The following is a 22,728-nucleotide window of genomic DNA, read 5'->3' as shown; positions in this document are numbered from 1 at the left end:
TAAATGAAAGTGTTTTTTATTATTATTTTTTTAAAATTAGTTTTTAATATCAGGTTGATATAATAATTCTTCTGCCCATGAAATTATATAGATGTTTTTGTTTATCTTTTGTTGTTATTTGTCCAGGCCGGTATATCTCTGTGTTTCTATAAAAATTGTCACAAGGCATATTGCACCGTCAGCGCGCAACGGCGGGAGATTCTGCGTTAGCGCGGTGCAACGCCATCAGGATGATGAGGTAAAACCGGATAAAAGCTGGGTAAGCAATCGGTTGCTTTTCAGGCAACCGATTGCGTGGGCATTTTCCGAAAAAGAGAAGATAACGCGCAATTAAAATATATAACTAATTGTTTTTTAATGTTAATTAACAGGAGTTCTTTCATGGCATAACTCTTGCATTATTGCTTTCATCTGCCAGCCCGCCATGACGCACCATGAGCAGGCCGCTTAATGAAAGGAATTGTTATGTCTCAGAATGCAACCCAGGCTATCCGCGCCAGTTTTTTTGATATCACCCAAACGGTGGACGATCCGCAGCTGTTGCCGGAGGCCGCTCGCTATATTGCCGACGGGCTGCTGTTGCTCAATCAGGGCGTTATCGTCGGGTTGTCAGACTGGGAAGAGGGGCAGCACCGGCTGACGCCGGAGGTGGATCTGCTGGACTGCCGTGGTCGGTTAATTGTTCCGGGTTTTATCGATACGCATATCCACTACCCGCAAACCGAAATGATCGGCGCATTTGGTGAACAGCTGCTGGAGTGGCTAAATCAGTACACGTTCCCGGTTGAAAGCCAGTATCACTGTCCGCAGCATGCGGCACGCATGTCGGCATTTTTCCTGCAACAGCTGCTGAGTAACGGTACCACCACTGCTCTGGTGTTTGGCACCGTCCATCCGCAGTCGGTGGATGCGCTGTTTACCGCGGCATCGGCCCTCGAAATGCGGCTGATTGCGGGCAAAGTGATGATGGACCGTAATGGTCCGGATGCGCTGATGGAGACGCCGGAGCAGAGCTACCAACAGACCCGTGAACTGATTGAGCGCTGGCATAATAAAGGGCGCCTGAGCTATGCCCTGACACCGCGCTTTGCCCCGACCTCATCGCCCGAACTGCTGGCGAAAGTGCAGCAGCTGCGTCATGAGTTCCCGGATACCTGGGTACACACGCACCTCAGCGAAAACCCGCAGGAGATCGCCTGGGTGAAAACACTTTTCCCGCAGCATAACGGCTACCTGGATGTGTATCACCAGTATCAGTTGACCGGGAAGCGCAGTCTGTTTGCGCACTGCCTGCATCTGGACCGACACGAATGGGACTGCCTCCACCACACCGATTCTGCCGTCGCATTCTGCCCGACCTCCAATCTGTTCCTGGGCAGCGGCCTGTTTGACCTGAAAACCTGCTGGCACAAAGGGGTGAAGATGGGCATTGGTACGGATGTCGGCGCGGGCACGACCTTTAACATGCTGCAAACAATGGGAGAAGCTTACAAAGTGGGGCAGCTCCAGCGCTATACACTTTCAGCCTGTGAAGCCTTCTACCATGCCACGCTGGGCGGGGCGAAAGCGCTGGATCTCGATGACCGCATTGGCAACTTTATGCCGGGTAAAGAGGCCGATTTTGTGATCCTCGATCCGGCAGTCTCCCCGCTGCAACAGATGCGCCACGCCAACAGCCGTGATATCTGGGAGAAACTGTTTGTACTGATGACGCTGGGTGACGATCGCAATATCGCCGCCACCTGGGTCAATGGTCGCTGCGTCTGGCAGCGTGAAGAGAAGGAGCAGGCCGCATGATCCAGTTTTTACTTAACCAGCGCCTGGTCAGTGAGCAGGACCTTGACCCCAATACCACGATCCTGAACTACCTGCGCCAGAACCACCGGCGTTGCGGCACCAAAGAGGGGTGTGCCTCCGGGGATTGCGGTGCCTGCACCGTCACGCTGGGCCATGTGGATCAAGGGAAAATGCGCTATCAGACGGTGAACAGCTGTCTGACGTTTGTCAGCCATTTACAGGGAAAACAGCTGATCAGCGTGGAAGATCTGCGCCAGCCGGAGGGCTTGCATGGCGTACAGCAGGCGATGGTGGACTGCCATGCTTCACAGTGTGGTTTCTGCACGCCGGGCTTTGTGATGTCGATTTTCACCCTGCAAAAAAATGGCGGCGGTCATTACCAGCAGATCGAACAGGCGCTGGCCGGCAATCTTTGCCGCTGCACCGGCTACCGTCCGATTGTCGATGCCGCCCGCCAGGCCTGCGCGCTGGCACAGCAGGACAGCTTTGATCGGCAGGAAGCGGCGACTGTGGCGCAGTTGCTGACGTTGCAAACCCCGGAGATGCAGGAAATTAACCACCGGGGCAACCGCTGCCTGCTGCCGAAAACAGTGAAGCAGCTGTCCGATGCGCTGCTTGCCCATCCGCAGGCGAAACTGCTGGCCGGGGGAACTGACCTGGCGCTGCAGGTGACCCAGCGCGGCGAAGCGTTACCGCTGTTGGTCGCCCTTGATCAGATCGATGAGCTGAAGCACTGCACGCTCAGTGACGATGAGATGGTGCTGGGCGCCGGGACGTCCCTGAGCGACTGCTGGCAATGGCTGGAGGAGGGTATCCCCGCGCTGACGCAGATTCTGGCGCGTTTTGCCTCGCAGCAGATCCGCAACCTCGGCACGCTGGGGGGGAATATTGGCAACGCCTCGCCGATTGGCGATATGCCGCCTATGCTGCTGGCGCTGGATGCATCGCTGATTTTACAACAGGGCGACAGCCAGCGCCGTCTGCCGTTAGACGACTTCTTCCTCAGTTACCGTAAAACGGCGCTGCGTGAGGGCGAATTTATCCGCGCTGTGGTGATACCACGGGCCATGATCGCGCAGCATTTCCGCGCCTGGAAAGTGTCTAAACGGCGGGAGGATGATATTTCCGCTGTGTTTGCCGCCTTCACGCTGGCGACGGATGACGCGGGCCGCATCAGCAGCGTGCGCATCGCGTTTGGCGGGATGGCCGAAACACCACGCCGTGCCCATCACTGTGAGCAACAATTACTGGGACAAATGCTGACGACGACCGCGGTAGAAAGCGCCTGTCGTGCACTGGAACAGGATTTTCAGCCGCTGAGCGATTTCCGCGCCAGCGCTGCGTATCGCCTGCAACTGGCGAAAAACCTGCTGCGGCGTTACCACGCCACGCTGAGTGGCGAACTGACCGTGACGGAGGTATCAGACTATGTCTTATAAACCCCCGGCGTTAAGCCCGGACGCGCTGGCCCGCCAGTTTCAACAGCACAATGCGGGGGGCGTGGGTAAAAGCACGCGACATGACAGCGCAGCGATGCATGTCGCCGGAGAAGCCCTCTACATTGACGACCGTCTGGAACTGCCGGGCATGTTGCATCTCTCTCCGCGCCTTAGCGAACATGCCCATGCGCGTATTCTCAGCATCGACGTTGAACCGTGCTACCGCGTACCCGGCGTGGTGCAGGTGCTGACCTGGGAAAACGTTCCCGGTGAGCTGGATATTGGTCCGCTGGAGCCGGGCGATCCGCTGATGGCGAAAGCGATCGTGGAATACGTCGGGCAGATGGTGTTGGTGGTGGCCGCAGAAAGTGAGCAGGCGGCGCGTCAGGCGGCCGCGCTGGCGGTGATTGAATATCAGCCGCTGACCCCGTTGCTGGACGTGAAGCAGGCGCTGGAGCAGGGCAGTTTTGTCCAGCAGCCGCATGTTCACCAGCGCGGGGATGCTGATGCAGCGCTGGAGAAGGCACCCCATCGCCTGAAGGGCGAGTTTCATATTGGCGGTCAGGAGCATTTCTATCTGGAAACCCAAGTGGCGCTGGTGGTGCCGGGCGAAGATCGCGCGTTGCAGGTTTACTCCTCTACCCAGAACCCCACCGAAGTGCAGAAGCTGGTGGCATCGGTGATGGGGCTGACGATGAATAAAGTGACCATCGATATGCGCCGCATGGGAGGCGGTTTCGGCGGTAAAGAAACGCAGGCGGCAGGCGTCGCCTGCCTCTGTGCACTGGCGGCACGTCTGACCGGAAGGCCTGCTAAAATGCGTCTGTCGCGGCGTGACGATATGCTGACGACCGGAAAACGGCATCCGTTTTTCGTGCGCTATGACGCGGGTGTGGAGGCTGACGGGCGTTTCAGCGGGGTGAAGATCGATCTGGCGGGGAACTGCGGCTACTCGCTGGATCTGTCCGGTTCGATCGTCGATCGCGCCATGTTCCACGCCGACAACGCCTACTATCTCGGTGATGTGCTGATCACCGGCTACCGCTGCCGCACGAACACCGCGTCCAATACCGCCTATCGCGGTTTTGGCGGCCCGCAGGGCATGGTGGCGATTGAGCAGATCATGGATCATATCGCCCGTGAGCTGGGCCTTGACCCGCTGGAGGTGCGCAAACGTAACTACTACGGCAAACAGACGCGCAACGTCACCCACTATTATCAGACGGTCGAGGATAATCTGCTGGATGAGATCACCGCACAGCTGGAACAGAGCGCGGACTATGCCGCACGCCGTGCGCAGATCACCGCCTTTAATGCTGCCAGCCCGGTGATGAAACGCGGCCTGGCCCTGACACCCGTGAAGTTTGGCATCTCCTTTACTTCCAGCTTTCTCAACCAGGCGGGAGCACTGATCCTGATTTACACCGATGGTACGGTGCAGTTGAATCATGGTGGCACCGAAATGGGCCAGGGGCTGAACACCAAAGTGGCGCAGATTGTCGCTGAGGTGCTGCAAATCGATATTAACTGCATTCAGATCACCGCTACCGATACCGGGAAAGTGCCTAACACCTCGCCCACGGCGGCCTCCAGCGGCACAGACCTTAACGGTAAGGCGGCGCAGAATGCGGCTGAAATCCTGCGTGAAAGACTGGTCAGCATGCTGTGTAAGCTGCATGACTGTCGCGCAGAACAGGTAACGTTCAGCAACGGCATTGTTCACGTCGGCGATAAATACTTTACCTTTGCCGATGTTGCCCAACTGGCATGGCTGAATCAGGTTCCGCTTTCTGCCACCGGCTACTACCGTGTGCCGGGCATCCACTACAACCGCCTGGCCGGGCGGGGGCAGCCTTTTTATTACTTTGCCTATGGCGCTGCCTGTGCCGAAGTGCTGATCGACAGCCTGACCGGGGAATACCGCCTGCTGCGTGCCGATATTCTGCATGACGTGGGGGCTTCGCTGAACCCGGCCATTGATATCGGTCAGGTAGAGGGCGGTTTCGTACAGGGTATGGGCTGGCTGACCAGCGAAGAGCTGGTGTGGAACGACAAAGGTCGTCTGCTGACCGATGGCCCGGCCAGCTACAAAATTCCTGCGATTGGCGACGTGCCGCACGATCTGCGGGTGACGCTGGTCGAAAATCGCAAAAATCCGCAGGACACCGTGTTCCATTCTAAAGCGGTGGGAGAACCGCCGTTTATGCTGGGGATCGCCGTCTGGTGCGCCTTGCAGGATGCGGTATCCAGCGTGGGCGGCTACCGCCAGCATCCGCTGCTGGATGCACCCGCCACGCCAGAGCGCGTGTTCTGGGGCGCGGAGAAACAGCGTTCAGGAGGTGAAGATGCGTAGCGATGACTGGATTACTGTTCTGGCAAACCTGCGCGATCGTGCAGAGCCCTGTGTGCTGCTGACGGTACTGGATGATAAAGGGTCTGTCCCACGCGATCGCGGTAGTAAAATGGTGGTGACCGCCGATAAAACCTGGCTGACCATCGGCGGCGGCCATCTTGAGTTTCAGTCGGTTGCCATTGCACGCGAGATGCTGCTTGCCGGGCAGACGCAGGCGCGCTACGAGCAGTTTAACCTCGGGGCGCGTCTTGGGCAGTGCTGTGGCGGCATCAGCAGCGTGCTGTTCGAACCGCTGATCCAGGCGCAGCCGCAGATAGCGGTCTTCGGTGCCGGGCATGTTGGTCAGGCACTGGTGACGTTACTGGCAACGTTACCCTGTCACGTTCACTGGGTGGATGAACGGGCGGAACAGTTTACCCAGGTGCCACCCGGCGTCACCGTTTGCTGCCTTGAAGACCCGACAGAGCAGGTAAAACGTATGCCTGCGGGCAGCTACTACGTGGTGATGACCCATCATCATCCACGCGATCTTGAACTCTGTGAAGCGATCCTCCGCCGTGATGATGTCGCTTATTTCGGCATGATCGGCTCAGACACCAAACGCCAGCGCTTTGACTATCGGCTGGAGGGCAAAGGCTTCAGCCGTGACCAGCTCAATCGTCTGCGCTGCCCGATTGGCTTGCCGGATGTGAAAGGTAAACTCCCTGCGGAAATCGCGGTGGCCGTGGCGGCGGAGATTATTGCCTGCTATCAACGACGGGAATGATTTTGCGCCACGGCGCGCGGGCGATTATGCTGGAGGTTCAGCCAAAGGGAATGGGAGCAAGGAAATGAGGATCGCACCGTTAGTCTGGGCCATTAGTCTGGCACTGACCGCCAGCGCACAGAGCGCACTGGCGGCAGAGCCGCAAAAGGAGAGTCGTCACATGTCGTCGCAGCACAACAACCCCTTCAGTCAGGCCAGTTCACTGCCTTTCCAGGCACCGCCTTTTGACCGTATCACTATCGATGACTACCGTCCGGCGCTGATAGCGGCGGTAGCGGAAAAGCGCGATGAGATTGCACGCATTGCAGATAATCCCGCCACGCCGACGTTTGAAAATACCTTCCAGGCACTGGAACAGAGTGGGCAACGCCTGCGACGCGTCAACAATGTGTTCAGCGCCATGACCTCGGGAAACACCAGCGATGAACTTCAGGCGCTGGATGAGGAGATGTCACCGACGCTGGCCGCACTGGATGATGATATCAAGCTGAACGGTAAGCTGTTTGCCCGGCTGGATGCGGTTTACCAGCAGCGGCAGCAACTGGCGCTGGACCCGGAGTCACTGCGCCTGGTCGAGGTCATCTGGCAGGCGTATGTGCTGGCGGGCGCACGCCTGACGGAGAGCGACAAAACGGCGCTGAAAGCTCTGAATCAGGAGTCAGCCACACTCAGTACGCGCTTTACCAACCGTCTGCTGGCCGCCACCAAAGCGGGAGGCGTGGTATTTGACGATGCGCAGGCACTGGCAGGGCTGAGTGATGCAGAAAAGGCGGCGGCGGCGGAAGCAGCAGGGGCGCGCGGATTAAACCATCAGTGGCTGCTGGCTCTGCACAACACCACACAGCAGCCCGATCTGCAAACCCTGACGGATCGCGCTACCCGTGAGACGCTTTTCACCGCCAGCTGGACGCGCGCCGAAAAAGGCGATGCCAATGATACCCGCGAGGTGATCGTGCGTCTGGCGCAGGTGCGCGCACAGCAGGCAAAACTGCTGGGTTTTGACAGCTACGCTGCCTGGAAATTACAGGATCAGATGGCGAAAACCCCGCAGGCGGCTTTTGACTTTATGCGTCAAATTGTGCCGGCCGCCACTGCGCGGGCGCAGCGTGAAGCGGACGATATTCAGGCAGTCATTGACCAGCAGAAAGGCGGCTTTACTCTGGCCCCCTGGGACTGGCAGTTCTATGCCGAGCAGGTCCGTCGTGCGAAATACGACCTCGATGAAACGCAGATTAAACCGTATTTTGAACTGAACAACGTGCTGGAAAATGGCGTATTTTATGCGGCCACCCAGCTGTACGGCATCACCTTTAAACCGCGCCCGGATATCCCGGTTTATCACCCGGATGTGAAAGTCTATGAAGTGCTGGATAAAGACGGCAGTTCGCTGGCGCTGTTCTACGCCGACTGGTTCAAACGCGACAACAAGGGCGGTGGCGCATGGATGGGCAATTTTGTTGAGCAGTCGACGCTGTTAGGGACAAAACCGGTGATTTACAACGTGGCTAACTACAGCAAGCCCGTAGTCGGGCAGCCTGCGCTGTTGTCATGGGATGATGTGATCACCATGTTCCACGAGTTCGGCCATGCGCTGCACGGCATGTTTGCTGAACAGCGCTACCCGAGCCTATCCGGTACCGAAACGCCACGAGATTTTGTCGAGTTCCCGTCGCAGTTTAACGAGCACTGGGCCAGCAACACTCAGGTTTTTAACCACTTTGCCCGTCATTACCAGAGCGGGGAGCCGATGCCTGCGGCATTGCGTGAAAAGATGCTGCGCGCCAGCACCTTTAATAAAGGTTATGACATGAGTGAACTGCTGGCTGCCGCGCTGCTGGACCTGCACTGGCACAGCCTGAGTAACGGGCAGCCCTTGCAACAGGCCGATCGCTTTGAACAGGCGGCGCTGGAGAAAGAACATATCCATCTGGCTGCCGTACCGCCGCGCTACCGTTCCAGTTATTTCCAGCATATCTGGGGCAATGGTTATGCCGCCGGCTATTACGCCTATCTGTGGACCGAAATGCTGGCCGATGATGGATTTGCCTGGTTTGAAGAGCACGGCGGGCTGACGCGGGAAAATGGTCAGCGTTTTCGCGATAATGTGCTGTCGCGCGGTAACAGTGAAGACCTCAAGCAGCTCTATCATGACTGGCGGGGACAGGAACCGGCCATTGAACCGATGCTGCATCACCGTGGGTTGAAATAACGTTATCTAAAACGGGCAGGCCGGTAAAGGCCTGCCCCTGACGCTTACTGACCGTAGGCCAGCTGTAATTTGGCGTAAAAATCTTCCAGCACAAAGCGCGCATCAATTGCGTTATAGACACGAATTTCGCGATGGCTTTCATCGATACTGTATGTCAGATCATCATTCAGCTTCGGTGCTTTCACCATCGTATAGTGATACTCGTGATCGTCCAGCAGCAGGGCAATCGCCGGGTTGTCGCCCAGCACCCAGACCTCACTTTTTGGCCAGGGAATGCCTTTCAGATTAGCCGATGCCCAGTCGTTAAATTCCAGCATCTGCTGCCAGAGATACTCCCCGGTTTTCCCCTGCGGTTTGACTTTCACGGCCAGCTCGGCCAGTGACACACGCATCGACATATAAACGTTGTGCGGTACCTGCCACAGCGGGGCTTTTGATGCGAACAGAATGCGTCCGGCCTGCGGGTCGTTATACAGGTTGTATTCCCAGCCGCCTTTTGGATACGGATTGCCGCCAATCCATACCAGGGTTAAGCGACTGGCAATCTCAGGCCGCGCCTGCAAGGCCAGCGCCACATCGGTGGCCGGGCCGAGCACCAGCACAAACAGCGGGCGTGTGTCGTTGCTCAACGCTTCCCGAATAATGCCCTCAGCACCTTCACTTAGCGGCTGGGTCTGTTGATTGATTTCATGCTGTGCACCGTGCCAGACCGGGGTGGAGGCTTGCATCAGCGAGGTCAGATGCTGCAACTCCTGATAGCTTTTCGGTTCGGTCGGGTCAAATTTCTTCATCATTTTTGCCGTGCGCTGGTAGTGGGCAGCAATCAGCCCGCGCACATCAAAGGTCGGTGTCAGCAGGGCGTGTGCCACGGCAAAGTCATCATCCGCTTCATTTTTGGCGTCGCTGCTGATAATCACCCGCACCTGTTTCGCCACATCGGGTTTGAAAGGCAGTGGATGCCCGGGCGTGGTGGCCAGCAGCGGGGCAGAAAACGACAATGCCAGCACCATCAATAACGGTTTGAACATGATCTCTCCAGAGGATGTCACATAAAACAACGCCCTGCGCGATAGTGCGCATCGTCGCAGGGCGTGGAGTAAAGAGCAGTCAGACTGCCAGGGAGGCGTTACTTCAGTGATTCGCCGTGCGTTTTAATCACGTTCTGATACCAGAAGAAACTCTTCTTACGGCTGCGGGCGAGGGTGCCGTTGCCCTGATCGTCACGATCAACGTAGATGAAGCCGTAACGCTTAGAGAACTCCGCTTTTGACGCACTCACCAGGTCAATCGGGCCCCAGCAGGTGTAACCGAGCACTTCAACGCCATCGTCAATCGCTTCACGCACCTGCACAAGGTGGTCGTTCAGGTAGGCGATACGATAGTCATCATTAATGGATCCGTCGGCTTCCACGGTATCGCGTGCACCCAGACCGTTTTCCACAATAAACAGCGGCTTCTGATAACGATCGTACAGCTCGTTCATCAGATAACGCAGCCCTTCAGGGTCGATCTGCCAGCCCCACTCAGAGCTTGCCAGATGCGGGTTAGGCACCATATTGAGAATATTGGCGCGGGCTTTGTTGTTTTGCTCTTCGTTGGTGGTCACGCACCCGGTCATGTAATAGCTGAACGAGATAAAATCGATAGGTTCGCGCAGATCCTGCTTGTCCTGTTCGGTGATCTCAAGTGTGATGCCATTCTCTTTAAAGTAGCGCGTCATGTAGGCCGGGTAGTATCCACGCGTCTGCACATCACCAAAGAACAGCCAGTCGCGGTTCTGCTTCTGGGTTTCAAGCAGGTCAGCAGGCAGCGGGCTGAGGGGGTACAGCATGGCACCCAGCAGCATATTGCCGATTTTGGCATCCGGGATGATCTGGTGGCAGGCTTTCACCGCACGAGCACTGCCGACCAGTTGATGGTGGATGGCCTGATACACGGCCTGCTTATCACTCTCTTCCGGCAGGCCTACGCCAGTGAAAGGCGCATGCAACGACATATTAATTTCGTTGAAAGTCAGCCAGTGCTTGACCTTATCTTTATAGCGAGCGAACACCGTTTCGGCATAGTTCACGAAGCAGTCGATGGTTTTACGGTTGCCCCAGCCGCCATACTTTTTAATTAAACCGTAAGGCATTTCATAATGGGAAAGGGTGACCAGCGGGGCGATATTGTATTTCGCCATCTCGTCGAACAGACGATCGTAGAACGCCAGGCCTGCTTCGTTCGGCTGTGTTTCATCCCCTTCCGGGAAGATGCGCGTCCAGGCAATTGAGGTACGCAGAACCGTAAAGCCCATTTCGGCAAACAGCTTAATGTCTTCCGGGTAGCGGTGATAGAAATCAATGGCCACATCCTTGATACCAAAATCACCTTCCTGACGTTCCACGCGCTCACCAAAAATGCCGTGTGGCTGTAAATCCGAGGTGGAAATGCCTTTACCCTCGGTCTGCCATGCGCCTTCGACCTGGTTTGCGGCAACGGCACCGCCCCAGAGGAAATGTTGTGGGAAACGTTGTGTCATGTTGATCTCCTTATGAAAGATTATTTAATCAGCGTCAGCAGTGGCTCACCTGCGGCCACCTCGCGTTGCTGGCTGGCAGCCAGCACGTCGATATAGTCATCGCTGTTACTGATTAGCACCGGAGTGGTGAGGTCATATCCCGCCGCACGAATCGCCGGGATATCGAATTCCAGCAGCAGGTCACCGACACGTACTTTGTCGTCCTGGCTGACATGAGCAGTAAAATGCAGTCCATCAAGTTTTACGGTATCAATGCCCACGTGGATCAGCACTTCTGAACCGTCTTCTGCTTCCAGGCCAATAGCGTGGCGGGTGCGGAACAGCGAGGCAACGGTGCCGTTAACCGGCGAGACTACCCGGCCAACACTGGGCTGAATACCGATGCCTTTGCCCAGCAGACCGCTGGCAAAGGTCTCATCAGGCACCTGGTCCAGCGCAACGACCGCACCGCTCATTGGGCTGACCAGCGTCTCTTTATGCAGCAGGTCAGGATTGACGACCGCCATCGGGGCAGCGGGTGCCGCTTCTTCTTTTGCTGCTGCTTTCACCGCAGGCAGACCGAACAGCGAAGTGGTTATGGCGGCAAAAATAAAGGCAATCAACGCCCCGGCAATCGCGGCAACCACGCTGGCATCAAAGCCAGTTTTTGGTACCACCTGGCTGAAGGTAAACACTGACGGTAAACCGAAGGAGTAACTGGTGGTGTGATAGAAACCGAGCACCGCAGCACCCAGTGCACCGCCAATACAACCGAAGATAAACGGACGTCGGTTCGGCAGCGTGACGCCGTAGACCGCAGGCTCAGTGATACCAAACAGGCTGGCACTGAAGGCCGACGCAGCAATCCCTTTGAGTTTTACGTCACGGGTACGCAGCAGCACGCCCAGCGTTGCCCCGGCCTGGCCGAGAACGGCAGGCATCAGCAGCGGGAGCAGGGTGTCCGCGCCATGTACCGCGAGGTTGTTCAGCATGATAGGGACAAGGCCCCAGTGCAGACCGAAGATCACGCAGACCTGCCAGAATGCGCCCATAAAGGCACCTGCAAAGGTCGGGCTGAAGCTATAGGCATGAAGGTAGCCCGCTGCCAGCAGTTCACTGACCCAGGTGGCGACCGGGCCAATTAGCATAAAGGTGACCGGAACTACAATGGCCAGACAGATCAGCGGGGTGGTGAAGTTACGAACCGCGCCCGGCAGGCGGTTATGCACCACGCGCTCAATCAGGCATGAGAACCAGGCCGCGAAGATAATCGGGATCACGGATGAGCTGTAGTTAATCAGGATCATCGGAATGCCGAAGAAGTGCAGCGGCGGGCTACCCGCCTGTGAAGCCGTAAAGGCCGCCATCATCATCGGGTGGACCAGCGCCGCACCGATAATCATTGTCGTAAAGGCGTTACCGCCAAATTTTTTGCCCGCGCTGAAGCCCAGCAAAATCGGCAGGAAGTAGAAGACGGCATCACCGGCCGCAGAGAGCGTAATGTAGGTGCCGGTGGTTTCCGTGGTCAGGCCGCAGGCCAGCGCCAGAGAGAGCAATCCTTTAAGAATACCGGAGGCGGCCATGATGCCGACAAACGGGGTGAAAATACCGGAAACAATGTCAATAAAGCGGGCAAACAACGAACCTTTATCCTCGTCCGCGTTATTGCTGCTGTCGTCTGCCAATCCCGCTGTGGTGAGCAGGTCCTGATAGACCTCGCTGACGTGGTTACCAATCACCACCTGATACTGCCCCCCGCTTTCCACCACCATAATCACGCCAGCGTTGGCCTTCAGCGTTGCGGTGTCGGCTTTACGGCTGTCTTTAAGTTTGAAACGCAGACGCGTAGCGCAATGCATCACCGAATTGATGTTCTCTTTGCCGCCTACACCTTGCAGGATCTCTTCTGATAAAACCTGGTACTTCATCTTATGCTCCTGGTTTCGACATCTGTAACCTTCATATTTCACGGTGCAGGTGTGTTGGCTGCCTTCCTGCACCTTGAATTATGTTGGGTCTATGTTTTCGGGCCGTTGCTGAATTCAGGCCAAAAAAAAACCTAAACTGCTTCAACATCGCCGAACGGGCGTGAAAAGCAGTTTAGGTTTTGCCTGAAAATCAGTAGCAATCCTGTTTTTGTTGCAGCGATATTTCCTTACTCGCTGCGGGTTAGCAATAGGCAGGGGGTAGAATAAGTGGTTTTCGTGACCGGGATCGACTTTTATCCCGCGCTTTGTTTGCAGATTGTCACGATTTTTAACGTTCAGGAAGTGGGTCAGATTAGGCAACCGCTTCAGCACAGGCTAGACTGTATCGCATTGATTCTGTTGAGGGCGACGCAAACGTGGATGTTATTGCTGGTAAATCATTGCAGGTGTCTGACGCGATTATTTCCTGTCAGTTAGATGGAAAGGGCGGGTTAATCCCGATCGACGACAGCGATGTGCTGACGTGTGACAAGCCGTGCTGGCTGCACCTGAATTATACCCACCGTGAGAGCGCAGACTGGCTGGTGTCGACCCCGCTGCTGCCTGACGCGGTTCGTGATGCGCTGGGCGGCGACAGTATGCGTCCACGCGTTAACCGGCTGGGTGATGGCACCATGATCACCCTGCGTAGCATCAATCTCAACAGCGAATCACGCCCGGAACAACTGGTAGTGATCCGCGTTTTTATCAACGAGAAGCTGATTGTTTCAACCCGGCAGCGCAAAGTGTTTGCCATCGATGAAGTACTGACCGACCTGAAAAATGGCAATGGCCCGGTGGACGGTGGCAGCTGGCTGGTGGATGTCTGCGATGCGCTTACCGATCACACCAGCGAGTTTATTGAAGAGTTGCACGATAAGATCATCGACCTGGAAGATGCGGTGGTTGATCAACAGGTGCCGCCACGCGGTGAGCTGGCATTGATTCGTAAGCAACTGATTATCATGCGGCGCTACATGGCACCGCAGCGCGATGTCTTTTCACGTATTGCCAGTGAACGTCTTCCCTGGATGAGTGATGACGATCGTCGTCGTATGCAGGATATTTCTGACCGCTTAGGGCGGGGGCTGGACGACCTTGATGCCAGCGTGGCACGTACTGGCGTGCTGGCGGATGAGATCAGCACGGTGATGGCAGAAGCGATGAACCGCCGCACTTATACCATGTCGCTGCTGGCAATGGTTTTCCTGCCGACGACCTTCCTGACGGGGTTGTTTGGCGTCAATCTGGGTGGGATACCGGGGGGGGAATGGCATTATGGTTTTGCGACCTTCTGCCTGCTGTTGACGCTTCTGGTTATCGGGGTTGCCTGGTGGTTACGGAAACGTAAATGGTTGTGATAAATGATAATTATTGCGGAAGAGACGCAACAAACGGCCCGAAAGCTGATCGACATCAATAAATCCCCCCGTGGTTCAGGGCAAACTCTTTCCCGCAGGTGAATGCAACGTCAAGCGATGGGCGTTGCGCTCCATATTGTCTTACTTCCTTTTTTGAATTAATGCATAGCACATTTGATTCGTACGACGCCGGCTATCCGCCGGCTTTTTTTTTGCGCGTTTGCCAGCGCGGTCAGATGTCCTACGCTTAAGGTTCATGCAATGTTTGAGGAGGAAGGTATGCCTGTTGACCGTATTATGGCGATTCGCTCATCTGAACCACTCAGCGACCCGGCGCCCGTTCCTGGTCCCATTCCCACACCACAGCCGTTACCCGATCCACCGCCGATTGACCCCGACCCGATTATTGATCCGCCACCGCATGTGCATCTTCAATAAAATCTCTGGTCAGGAAAAATTGATGGCAGGGCCCTGGGAAACTTCCGTATAATATCCCTTTAAAGAGTCAGCTGATATACATCGCTATAAAGCTCCCAGGGCCCAGAGAAGTATTTATGAATCAAGTGGATGTAAGAAAAGAAACCCTGGAGATTAATAAACTCCAGAAACGCCTCAGAAGAAATGTTGGCACTGCCATTACCGATTACAACATGATTGAAGACAACGATGTGGTAATGGTCTGCATGAGCGGGGGCAAAGATTCATTCGCCATGCTGGATATTCTTCTCGGCCTGCAAAAGGTGGCACCGATCAAATTTGAGATTATTGCCGTCAATCTGGACCAGAAGCAGCCAGGGTTTCCTGAACACATTCTGCCCGCCTATCTCGATAGCTTAAATATCCCTTATTACATTGTGGATAAAGACACTTATTCAGTGGTTAAAGAGAAAGTCCCGGAAGGAAAAACGACCTGTGGCTTATGTTCGCGCCTGCGTCGCGGCACGCTTTATTCCTTTGCCGAGAAGATTGGCGCAACGAAAATCGCGCTGGGCCACCATATGGATGACATCGTTGAGACGTTGTTCCTTAATATGTTCCATGGTGCAAAAATGAAGGCGATGCCCCCTAAGCTGCGTTCTGATGACGGGCGTAACGTGGTTATCAGGCCGTTGACGTACTGCCGGGAAAAAGATCTGATCGCCTGGGCAGAATATAAAGCATTCCCGATCATCCCCTGTAATCTGTGCGGTTCGCAGGAAAATCTCCAGCGTCAGGCCATCAAGGCGATGCTGATGGAGTGGGATAAAAAGACGCCGGGCCGTGTCGACAGCGTTTTCAAGTCCATCCAGAATATCAGTCCAAGCCAGTTAGCGGACAAGAACCTGTTCGATTTTGAGGCGTTACCTCTGGATCGTAGCGGTGACAGAGCGGAATATGCCTTTACCGAGGCCACCGTTTCGTCAACCAACATTGATAAATCGCTCTATATTGACGTTGCCAATCTCTGATTCTGACACAGGCAACACCTGCCTGCGCCGATGCCCCTGACATGACTTAGGAAGAGTGAAAGATGGGGCGTCATCAACTACGCTTAGTGTAAACAAGCGAGAGGAGGGCGTAATGTCGAAAGAAAAACCAAAACCCGATCAACATCCGGCCAAAGATAATCCTAACGAGCATGGTGAGATCCCACGTACACGCGACGACAGTGATGATGACAAAAAAGATCCTTATCAAGATCAATAGCCTGGTTCGACTGTCGCCCCGTTATCAGGGGCGGCAGATAGCCTCACATCACTAAGAATATTCTGGATTTCCTAAAGCCCCTTAAGTTTTCGCTTTTCCCGCCGTTAATTCCTTCAGTACTTACATCAAATTTTTATTGCTCATTTTCCCCCCTGTTTTGCTCAGGGCCGGTTCCTGGCGCGGGTATCCTCATAATAAACAGGCGACACCCGGGGCCTGGCTTGACTATAATGACCACCGAGAATTTCGGATTAATCCCACCTTTTACATGCGTGGTGGCGTTAAGATCGAAAGTAAGGAGAAGGACTATCTATGAAATGGACCCGGAGAAATACCTGGATTGCGATGGTGGCGGCCTGCCTGATTTTCTGGCTGTTAATCGCGTTGGTTTTATCTTAGTCAGATGACACAACACACAGCGCTGCGTGGCACTATCGCCAGCGCTTTTCTCCCCGCCCCGGGTGGTTTTCTGCTACACTCTGCGCCAATAATCCTGTCCGTTTTACCAGAGAACTCTTCCGTGACTGCTTTTTCTACCCTGACACAACTCCCTGCCAGCCAGATCGAAAACCTGAATGAACTCGGCTACCTTGACATGACGCCGGTTCAGGCGGAATCGCTGCCTGCTATTCTTGAAGGGCGGGATGTTCGCGCTCAGGCAAAAACGGGCAGTGGCAAAACAGCTGCTTTTGGTCTGGGTGTGATGCATCGCGTGGATGCCAGCCAGTACGTTACCCAGGCGCTGGTGCTGTGCCCAACGCGCGAGCTGGCAGACCAGGTTGCCAAAGAACTGCGCCGTCTGGCGCGTTTCACCGCCAACATTAAAATTCTCACCCTGTGTGGCGGGCAACCGCTGAGCGCACAGCGTGATTCACTGGTGCATGCGCCGCAAATCGTGGTGGGCACGCCGGGCCGTATTCTTGATCATCTGAAACGCGAAACCCTGAAGCTGGACGGGATCAATACGCTGGTGCTGGATGAAGCAGACCGTATGCTGGAGATGGGTTTCCGCGAAGACATCGACAGTATTATTCGCCACTGTCCACCAACGCGTCAGACGCTGCTGTTCTCGGCCACCTGGCCGCAGGGCATCGCTCAGATCAGCCAAAGTATTCAGCGTGACCCGCTGACGGTGGAAACGGGCGATGTGTCCGATCTGCCGAAGATTGAACAGACATTCTACGAAGCTGGTCCACGTGAGAAACTGACGGCGCTGATTGGCCTGCTCAGCGAGCGCCAGCCGTCATCCTGCGTGGTGTTCTGCAACACCAAACGTGAATGCGATGACATTGCCTATGCGCTGACAGCCGGTAACATCAGTGCGCTGGCATTGCATGGTGATCTTGAGCAGCGTGACCGTGACCAGGTGCTGATTCGTTTCGCGAACGGCAGCTGCCGTGTGCTGGTGGCGACCGATGTTGCCGCCCGTGGTCTGGATATCAAATCGCTGGCGATGGTGGTTAACTATCAGCTGTCGTTTGATCCTGAAGTCCATGTTCACCGCATCGGCCGTACGGCCCGAGCCGGAGAGGAGGGCTGTGCTGTCAGCTTCGTGGCGCAGGATGAGATGATCCGTGCGCATGCGCTGGAAGATTATCTGCAACAGAAACTGGCCTGGCGCAATGTGTCCGAGCTGAAATCTGTTGCCGCGAAGCCATTACCGGCAGAGATGGTAACCGTGAGCCTGGACGGCGGGCGTAAAGCAAAGATCCGCCCGGGCGATATTCTCGGGGCATTGACGGGTGACGGTGGACTGAGCGGCGATCAGGTCGGGAAAATTGATATTGGTCCAACGCAGGCGTACGTTGCTATCCGCCAGACGCAGGCGCGTCAGGTGATGGGGCAACTGAAAGACGTGAAGATCAAAGGGAAGTCGTGCCGGGCACGTTTAGTGAAATAACGATTTTTATCTCTGATGTAGGGGCTGGCCTTCTGTTTCGGTCAGCCCGCTAAAACACCCTTTAGATCTTCGTAATCACCGGGGGTTCTGCCAGCAGACCTTCAACGCCCGCCAGCAGCGCTTTAAAGTGGGGCTGTGTTTCATGCAGTTCGATAGCCGCCGCGCTTTTCCAGGTTTCGTGGAACAGGAACAGATCGCTGTTCTCGACGCTGCGATACAGATCGTAATGTACGTTTCCTTCCTCAAGACGGCTCGGCGCCACACAGCGGTTCAGCACTTCATACAGCGCATTGCCTTTCCCTGTCGCAGCAGCAAAAGTAGCAACGATCAAAATCGGTGTATCAGACATCTGTCTCTCCTTTAGAAACGTCAAACGACGGCGTTGATAACGGAATGCCATCCCGCCGCCAGAATTTAACAGCCTGTAAGCCTGGCATGATTACACCCATTTGACATGATCTTTTCAGGCTTCATTGCATTTCGCCCGACTCGACAATAAATTAAGACGTTGTGCTATTGATATTTCCAGTGGAATGATTTTGTAAGAATCCGTGACAGCTATCGACCTGATGCGCAACGTAGCTTATGCTGGCAAACGCATTCCAGCCTACATCCCGGAGCCTGACCTCATGAAAGCAGCGACATTTTTGCTGGCGGCAGCCACGTTATTCCTGTCAGCCTGTAGTAGCGACAGTGATAATGAGCCACCGCAACAGGCCACGGCAGCCCATGTCCCGGCCCGGGTAGTGATGGCCGACATGGCTGAAAGCGCCTGTTCCAACGCGGGAGGCACGCTGGCGTTATCGCGTCAGCTGGACGGCAGCTCAGTAGGTATGTGCCAGATGGCCAATGGCCGTCGCTGTGGTGAAAGTGCGTTGATGAATGGAAGCTGTGCACGCTAAGTCAGCCGTGTGTTTCCACTACCCTCGTCAGTTTACATGCATGCAGTTGATGAACCCGAGAGTCAGGGTTTAGCGGCCTGAAACTGACGATGTTGTTTTTTTACCCCTGTAACTTCTGACCTTGCACCGCCTCCTGGCCCCATCTTGCCGTAACGCCCCCTCTGCCGATCACAATAATTCCTCATAGCTTAACTGTGCATTTGCCCGCGTCGCAGGTAGAATGCATGCCGTTTATCGTTTGCGCCATGCGGTGCTCCACTCAAAGAGGGTAAATCCATGCTTTCACCTCAGGTTACCGGCTCACCGATTGTGGTGGCGTTAGATTATGCGGACCGCAATCGCGCTCTGGCGTTTATCGATCAGATTGAACCGGGCAGTTGTCGCCTTAAAGTCGGCAAAGAGATGTTTACCCTGTTTGGCCCACAGTGGGTGCGCGATCTGCAACAGCGCGGATTTGACGTTTTCCTCGACCTGAAATTCCATGATATCCCTAATACAACTGCCCATGCGGTGGCGGCGGCGGCTGACCTCGGCGTATGGATGGTGAATGTCCATGCCAGCGGCGGTGCGCGGATGATGAGCGCTGCGCGTGAAGCGTTGCTGCCATTTGGTAACGATGCGCCTCTGCTGATTGCGGTCACGGTGCTGACCAGCATGGATGCCGATGATTTACGCGGCCTGGGGATTGAACTCTCCCCGGCAGAGCAGGCCGAGCGTCTGGCGCGTCTGACACATCAGTGTGGTCTGGACGGAGTGGTCTGTTCCGCGCAGGAAGCCCGTCATTTCAAGCAGGCGATAGGCCAGGACTTCCGTCTGGTGACACCGGGGATTCGCCCGGCAGGCAGCGATGTTGGCGATCAGCGCCGCATCATGACGCCACAGGAAGCGAAGCAAGCCGGGGTGGATTATATGGTGATCGGGCGTCCGATTACCCAATCAGCCGATCCGGCGGCAACGCTGCGTGACATCCTTCATTCCCTGCAAGAGGCATAATCATGGCCGATGACAACAGCCGCCTGGTCTATTCCACTGAAACCGGGCGCATTGATGAACCCAAAACGACTGTGCAACGTCCGAAAGGTGATGGCATTGTTCGCATTCAGCGGCAGACCAGCGGGCGTAAAGGCAAAGGGGTTTGTCTGATTAGCGGTATCGATCTGGATGATGCCGGACTGAACAAGCTGACGGCCGAACTGAAGAAAAAATGTGGCTGCGGCGGGGCGTTAAAAGACGGGGTGATTGAGATTCAGGGCGATAAACGCGACCTGTTAAAAACCCTGCTCGAAGCGAAAGGCTTTAAGGTCAAACTGGCCGGAGGCTGAGCAATAACAGGGGCCTGAACAACGTCAGGCCCCCAACAAGCTGCTTTTTATTTGTCGATCTGATGTCCGATGATCCCGCCAACTGCGGCGCCACCCACGGTGCCTAAACCACTTCCATTTGTCAGAATAGAACCGCCAATTGCGCCAGCACCTGCGCCGATGGCCGTGTTTCGATCGCGTTTAGACCAGTTTGAGCAAGCGCTCAGAGAAAGAACTAAGGTTGCGGCCAGCACGGCGGCGGTGATGCGTTTTGCAGTGATAGACATAATGACTCTCCTTAAAGAACAGCGACGAGATACCTCTACAGTATAGAGGACGCTCTGTAATCCCGACCCGATTCCATCGTTTTTTCAAGTGACTTCTGTCACTGAACAGGCAAAAAGCAGTATAAAAAATCGCCTTCAGGATTTAGGGCTGAATCCGGGGTCGGCAACGGTACATCTGGATGGTTAGACATCTTACTATCACCCAGGTTAATTTCTGTGAACTATTTTGAATTATTACCGGATATCTTAACAGGTAAAAACTCTTAATTTACCTTGTGTCTTAAGCGAGTGTGATCACTCAAAACCACGGGAACAGTCGGATTCTGCCGTTGATACAGCAGATGCCTCCATACCCCGATCATCAAGTGGCGCTGACAATAAATCAGCAGCCATAACGGGGACAACAACATGCTGGAACAACTGAAGCAGCAAGTACTGGAAGCAAATCTGGCGTTACCGCGCTACGGACTGGTGACGTTCACCTGGGGAAACGTCAGTGCTATCGATCGCCAGCAGGGGCTGATGGTGATAAAGCCTTCAGGTGTCAGTTATGACGACATGAAGCGGGACGACATGGTCGTCGTGGCGCTGGCGTCCGGGGAAGTGATAGAAGGGGACAAACGTCCGTCATCGGATACGGACACTCACCGTGCACTCTATCTTGCCTGGCCTGATATTGGCGGCATCGTCCATACTCACTCGCGCCATGCCACCATCTGGGCGCAGGCAGGAAAAGATATTCCCGCCTGGGGCACAACGCACGCGGATGATTTCTATGGTGCCATTCCCTGCACGCGCCAGATGCGCGATGAGGAGATCCTTGAACGCTACGAGTGGCAAACCGGGCAGGTAATCATTGAAACGCTGCAACAGCGCAATATTGACCCACTGGCGATCCCAGCCGTGCTGGTGAACTCGCACGGGCCGTTTGCGTGGGGCCGCAGCGCGGAGGATGCGGTCCACAGTGCCGTTGTACTGGAAGAGGTGGCTTACATGGGTATTTTCAGTCAGCAATTGACGCCGCAGCTGCCGGCAGTGCAGCAGGTATTACTGGATAAACACTATCTGCGAAAACATGGCAAAAATGCCTATTACGGGCAGAAATAGCCGCTAACATCATCAGCTGGCGTCGGGTTATAACGGCGCCAAATTAAGATTATCCTTACCTATTGTTCGACCACGCTTGAGTATTTTATCCTTATCCTGCCGCAAGTCTCTCCTGTTATCCCGTCAATTCAGCGGTTCTGATTGCATTTCGTCGTGCACATATGGCGTGAGGAATTTCTTTATTTTATCTTAAAAATCAAACACCCATTTAGCATGATGACACTCTGGATTAGGCTGGAGCTGCGAAGAACGCATAATGAAACAGAGGATAATGCTATGACCGTTATAAATCAGACTACTTGCCGCTTGTTCAACGAAGCTGGACAAATGACGCAGCTCTCTGCCTACTATGAAGAAGAACGTCGCACCATGTGGATGATGCTGCGCGCCCAACCTCGCCCAAGTTTTAATCATCAGCTGATCGAGGAGATCATGAACCTCAGCTACGCTGCTCAGCGTTCCGGTTTGAAGATTGATTTTTGGGTCACGGGTTCGCTGGTACCGACCATGTTTAATGCCGGCGGCGATCTGCGTTTCTTTGTCGAAACGATTAAAAATGGCCGCCGCGAAGCCCTGCGTGCCTATGCCCGTGCCTGCGTGGACTGCATTCATGCGGCGGCGCGTGGCTTCGACACGGGTGCTGTTACCATCGCGATGGTGGAAGGGAGCGCGCTGGGCGGTGGATTTGAAGCCGCGCTGGCGCATCACTTCATCCTGGCACAAAATACCGCCCGTATGGGGTTCCCGGAAATTGCCTTTAACCTGTTCCCTGGCATGGGCGGTTACTCACTGGTGGCACGCCGTTCCGGCATGAAACTGGCCGAAGAGTTGATCTGTGAAGGGGAGTCGCATACTGCAGAATGGTTTGAAACGCGCGGCCTGGTGGATCGCCTGTTCCAGCCGGGAGAGGGCTATCGCTGCACGCGTACGTTTATTGATACGCTGCAACCGAAGCTGAACGGTGTCAGAGCGATGCTGAAAGCCCGTCAGCGGGTGCTTCAGCTGACGCGTGCAGAACTGATGGATATTACGGAAGACTGGGTTGATTTTGCCTTTACTATGGAGCCGAAAGATATCGCCTATATGGAGCGTTTAGTCCAGTTGCAAAACCGCCACAGTGCGCAGTCATTGCTGAAAGCGGGCTAATTTATCG

The 22,728-nt window shown here is 55.1% G+C and carries 20 protein-coding genes; 15 read left to right on the top strand and 5 right to left on the bottom strand.

Going from position 1 to position 22,728, the window contains the following annotated elements:
• Positions 1-465 precede the first annotated feature (465 nt).
• The 5 genes from guaD to dcp all read left to right on the top strand — a co-directional run bounded on the left by guaD (position 466) and on the right by dcp (position 8,564).
• On the top strand, positions 466-1,797 hold the full coding sequence (gene guaD, locus FY046_RS13380; protein WP_446186153.1) for a guanine deaminase: 1,332 nt from the start codon (positions 466-468) through the stop codon (positions 1,795-1,797).
• A complete protein-coding gene (xdhA, locus tag FY046_RS13375; protein ID WP_259149935.1) occupies positions 1,794-3,236 on the top strand; it encodes a xanthine dehydrogenase small subunit in 1,443 nt (480 codons plus the stop codon). Before guaD ends, xdhA begins: the two co-directional genes overlap by 4 nt.
• Positions 3,226-5,589, top strand: coding sequence for a xanthine dehydrogenase molybdopterin binding subunit (xdhB, locus tag FY046_RS13370; RefSeq protein ID WP_446186152.1), 2,364 nt, complete (start codon positions 3,226-3,228; stop codon positions 5,587-5,589). Before xdhA ends, xdhB begins: the two co-directional genes overlap by 11 nt.
• The gene (gene xdhC / locus FY046_RS13365) at positions 5,582-6,355 is read left to right on the top strand and encodes a xanthine dehydrogenase accessory protein XdhC (RefSeq protein ID WP_133845111.1); all 774 of its coding nucleotides are present in this window, start codon (positions 5,582-5,584) and stop codon (positions 6,353-6,355) included. The genes xdhB and xdhC overlap by 8 nt, the downstream gene beginning before the upstream one ends.
• Positions 6,356-6,419: 64 nt before the next feature.
• Positions 6,420-8,564 (top strand): peptidyl-dipeptidase Dcp, encoded by a 2,145-nt coding sequence (gene dcp / locus FY046_RS13360; RefSeq protein WP_167864629.1) that lies wholly within the window; start codon positions 6,420-6,422, stop codon positions 8,562-8,564.
• A 44-nt stretch (positions 8,565-8,608) separates the two neighbouring features.
• Here the strand turns inward: dcp and FY046_RS13355 are convergent, their stop codons facing one another.
• The 3 genes from FY046_RS13355 to bglF all read right to left on the bottom strand — a co-directional run bounded on the left by FY046_RS13355 (position 8,609) and on the right by bglF (position 12,992).
• On the bottom strand, positions 8,609-9,592 hold the full coding sequence (locus tag FY046_RS13355; RefSeq protein ID WP_197931308.1) for a nucleoside hydrolase: 984 nt from the start codon (positions 9,590-9,592) through the stop codon (positions 8,609-8,611).
• A gap of 98 nt (positions 9,593-9,690) precedes the next feature.
• Positions 9,691-11,085 (bottom strand): glycoside hydrolase family 1 protein, encoded by a 1,395-nt coding sequence (locus FY046_RS13350; protein ID WP_133845105.1) that lies wholly within the window; start codon positions 11,083-11,085, stop codon positions 9,691-9,693.
• 20 nt (positions 11,086-11,105) lie between these two features.
• Positions 11,106-12,992 carry a PTS beta-glucoside transporter subunit IIABC gene (gene bglF, locus FY046_RS13345; protein ID WP_446186151.1) on the bottom strand — a complete coding sequence of 629 codons (1,887 nt, stop codon included), beginning with the start codon at positions 12,990-12,992 and terminating at the stop codon, positions 11,106-11,108.
• A gap of 416 nt (positions 12,993-13,408) precedes the next feature.
• Between bglF and zntB the strand changes: the two genes are divergently transcribed.
• From zntB to dbpA, 5 genes are all read left to right on the top strand, one after another.
• The gene (gene zntB / locus FY046_RS13340) at positions 13,409-14,392 is read left to right on the top strand and encodes a zinc transporter ZntB (RefSeq protein ID WP_133845101.1); all 984 of its coding nucleotides are present in this window, start codon (positions 13,409-13,411) and stop codon (positions 14,390-14,392) included.
• Between the two features lie 261 nt (positions 14,393-14,653).
• On the top strand, positions 14,654-14,830 hold the full coding sequence (locus tag FY046_RS13335; protein ID WP_159337177.1) for a hypothetical protein: 177 nt from the start codon (positions 14,654-14,656) through the stop codon (positions 14,828-14,830).
• A 116-nt stretch (positions 14,831-14,946) separates the two neighbouring features.
• On the top strand, positions 14,947-15,840 hold the full coding sequence (ttcA, locus tag FY046_RS13330) for a tRNA 2-thiocytidine(32) synthetase TtcA (RefSeq protein WP_133845099.1): 894 nt from the start codon (positions 14,947-14,949) through the stop codon (positions 15,838-15,840).
• A gap of 112 nt (positions 15,841-15,952) precedes the next feature.
• Positions 15,953-16,078, top strand: a complete 126-nt coding sequence (locus FY046_RS13325; RefSeq protein ID WP_259149943.1) for a hypothetical protein — start codon at positions 15,953-15,955, stop codon at positions 16,076-16,078.
• Positions 16,079-16,598: 520 nt separating this feature from the next.
• A complete protein-coding gene (gene dbpA, locus FY046_RS13320) occupies positions 16,599-17,978 on the top strand; it encodes an ATP-dependent RNA helicase DbpA (RefSeq protein ID WP_446186150.1) in 1,380 nt (459 codons plus the stop codon).
• A 61-nt stretch (positions 17,979-18,039) separates the two neighbouring features.
• Here the strand turns inward: dbpA and FY046_RS13315 are convergent, their stop codons facing one another.
• Complete coding sequence (locus FY046_RS13315) at positions 18,040-18,327, bottom strand: putative quinol monooxygenase (protein ID WP_133845095.1); 288 nt, start codon at positions 18,325-18,327, stop codon at positions 18,040-18,042.
• 280 nt (positions 18,328-18,607) lie between these two features.
• Here FY046_RS13315 and FY046_RS13310 point away from each other — a divergent pair, with 280 nt between their 5' ends.
• The 3 genes from FY046_RS13310 to yciH all read left to right on the top strand — a co-directional run bounded on the left by FY046_RS13310 (position 18,608) and on the right by yciH (position 20,202).
• Positions 18,608-18,880, top strand: a complete 273-nt coding sequence (locus FY046_RS13310) for a putative hemolysin (protein ID WP_133845093.1) — start codon at positions 18,608-18,610, stop codon at positions 18,878-18,880.
• A gap of 276 nt (positions 18,881-19,156) precedes the next feature.
• Positions 19,157-19,873, top strand: coding sequence for an orotidine-5'-phosphate decarboxylase (gene pyrF, locus FY046_RS13305; protein ID WP_159337176.1), 717 nt, complete (start codon positions 19,157-19,159; stop codon positions 19,871-19,873).
• A 2-nt stretch (positions 19,874-19,875) separates the two neighbouring features.
• The gene (gene yciH, locus FY046_RS13300; protein ID WP_133845089.1) at positions 19,876-20,202 is read left to right on the top strand and encodes a stress response translation initiation inhibitor YciH; all 327 of its coding nucleotides are present in this window, start codon (positions 19,876-19,878) and stop codon (positions 20,200-20,202) included.
• 47 nt (positions 20,203-20,249) lie between these two features.
• Here yciH and osmB read toward each other — a convergent pair whose 3' ends face one another.
• The gene (gene osmB, locus FY046_RS13295) at positions 20,250-20,468 is read right to left on the bottom strand and encodes an osmotically-inducible lipoprotein OsmB (RefSeq protein WP_133845087.1); all 219 of its coding nucleotides are present in this window, start codon (positions 20,466-20,468) and stop codon (positions 20,250-20,252) included.
• Positions 20,469-20,876: 408 nt separating this feature from the next.
• On the opposite strand from osmB, the gene araD reads away from it, so the two are divergent.
• A complete protein-coding gene (araD, locus tag FY046_RS13290) occupies positions 20,877-21,575 on the top strand; it encodes an L-ribulose-5-phosphate 4-epimerase (protein ID WP_159337175.1) in 699 nt (232 codons plus the stop codon).
• Positions 21,576-21,851: 276 nt separating this feature from the next.
• Positions 21,852-22,721, top strand: a complete 870-nt coding sequence (locus FY046_RS13285; protein WP_133845083.1) for a crotonase/enoyl-CoA hydratase family protein — start codon at positions 21,852-21,854, stop codon at positions 22,719-22,721.
• Positions 22,722-22,728 lie beyond the last annotated feature (7 nt).

The organism is Erwinia sp. 1181_3, from assembly GCF_052824965.1.
The sequence above is the reverse complement of the archived record's forward strand: the minus strand, read 5'-3'. Positions and strand labels throughout refer to the sequence as shown.